The sequence below is a fragment of the Halorubrum sp. AD140 genome (assembly GCF_034497445.1).
In the GTDB taxonomy this organism is placed as follows: domain Archaea; phylum Halobacteriota; class Halobacteria; order Halobacteriales; family Haloferacaceae; genus Halorubrum.
Genome location: NZ_JAXRUU010000207.1, coordinates 1 through 1,360 on the forward strand (window position 1 = coordinate 1; position 1,360 = coordinate 1,360).

General features: G+C 73.2%; 1 protein-coding gene and 1 pseudogene. Both read right to left on the reverse strand.

Annotated features, from left to right (window positions below; translation table 11 throughout):
- Nucleotides 1–226 (reverse strand): annotated as a pseudogene (locus U4E84_RS17485) (cysteine hydrolase); the annotation flags it as partial.
- Nucleotides 219–1,106, reverse strand: a complete 888-nt coding sequence (locus tag U4E84_RS17490; protein WP_322533364.1) for a YqcI/YcgG family protein — start codon at nucleotides 1,104–1,106, stop codon at nucleotides 219–221. The pseudogene U4E84_RS17485 and the gene U4E84_RS17490, both read right to left, overlap by 8 nt.
- Nucleotides 1,107–1,360 lie beyond the last annotated feature (254 nt).

Sequence of the window (1,360 nt, forward strand, 5' to 3'; positions counted from 1 at the left end):
GCGGCGAGTCCGGCTCCGTCGAGGCGTGTCGGACGTGCGCGACGGGCCGACCCTCGGTCCGCCAGCGGTCGAGGAGCGCGGCGGCGACCGCCTCGGCGTCGGGGTTGTTGCGCTCGCCCCACCCCGGCTCGTCGAAGCCGGTCTGGAAGTCGACGAGGAGGAGGACGGCGTCGTCGGGGACAGCCGCGGCGCGGGCCGCGTCGTCGTCCGCCGGGTCGTCAGTCATCGCCGCGCCCCGCGGCGACGGAGGCGTCGTGATCGCCCGCGTCGGCGTCGCCCGCGTCGGCGTCGCCCGCGAACCGCCGCCACGCGCCGCGTTCGAGCAGGGACTCGGGCGCCTTCGGGTGTTCGCGGGTCGGCGACAGGGGACAGGCGTCGGGGCTCGCGTCGTCGTCCTCGCGGAAGAGATACTGCCGCCACTCTCGGTCGCCCTCGACGCCCCAGTCGCCGAGGTCGGCGTGGGGGCAGACCCCGTCGTAGTCGCCCATGCGGTCGCGGATCGCCTCGCGGGCGCGCTCGCCGGCCTCGGTGTCGGCGGTGATCCCCTCGAAGACGGCGCGGGGCTGGAAGGTGATCTCCAGGCCGACCGGCGAGTATCGGCTCTTCCGCTCCTCGTAGAAAGGCGCCCGGGAGGTCGGGAACAGCGCCTCGCCGCCGAAGCAGAACTCCCACCGCGGCGTGTCGGGGTCGGTCGGGATGTCGTCGGGCCACGGCTCGGGGTCGTGGACGTGGAGGAACTCTAAGACGTGCCAGAGCCGCTCGTGGTAGTGCGCCTCGCCGCGGTCGCCCTCCGGGGGTCTGAAGAACACCGCGAGCGGCGAGCGGTCGGCGTGGTCGGGATACGTGCTGAGGTATTCGAGGAGGACGTCCCGAAACCGCAACAGCGCGGCTGGGTCCGTGGTCGACTCGCAGGCCGCGTACAGGAGGTCGCCCTCGCGCTCGACCTCGATGCCGAAGTAGCAGGGGAACGGCGACCCGTCGCGCTCGCCGAGCATCGACTCCCGGAACGTGCGGTAGTGCTCTCGGAGCCACTCGGGAGCGTCGTCGAGCCGACCGTGGAGCGTCGCCTGGTCCAGCAGCACGCCCTCGGTGCCGGGCTCGTTCATACGCGTTGTCGGGGCGAGGCGGTCTTTTGGCTTTCGCCGGATCCAGCACGGCGGGAAGGGTTTGATAGGGTGATCGGTAGCCGGCCCGTGCGGTGGCGCGTGCCTTCGAGGCCGCTCTGCGGCCGAGGAGCACGCGCGAGGGACGCGGTGAGCGCTCGCAGAGCGCGAACCGCGAGGTTGGGGAGGCGTGAGGTGCGGTGCTGTGCGGTGCGGGGTGGGACTCGAAGGGGCAGTCGCGAGGGCGGCGCAGGCGA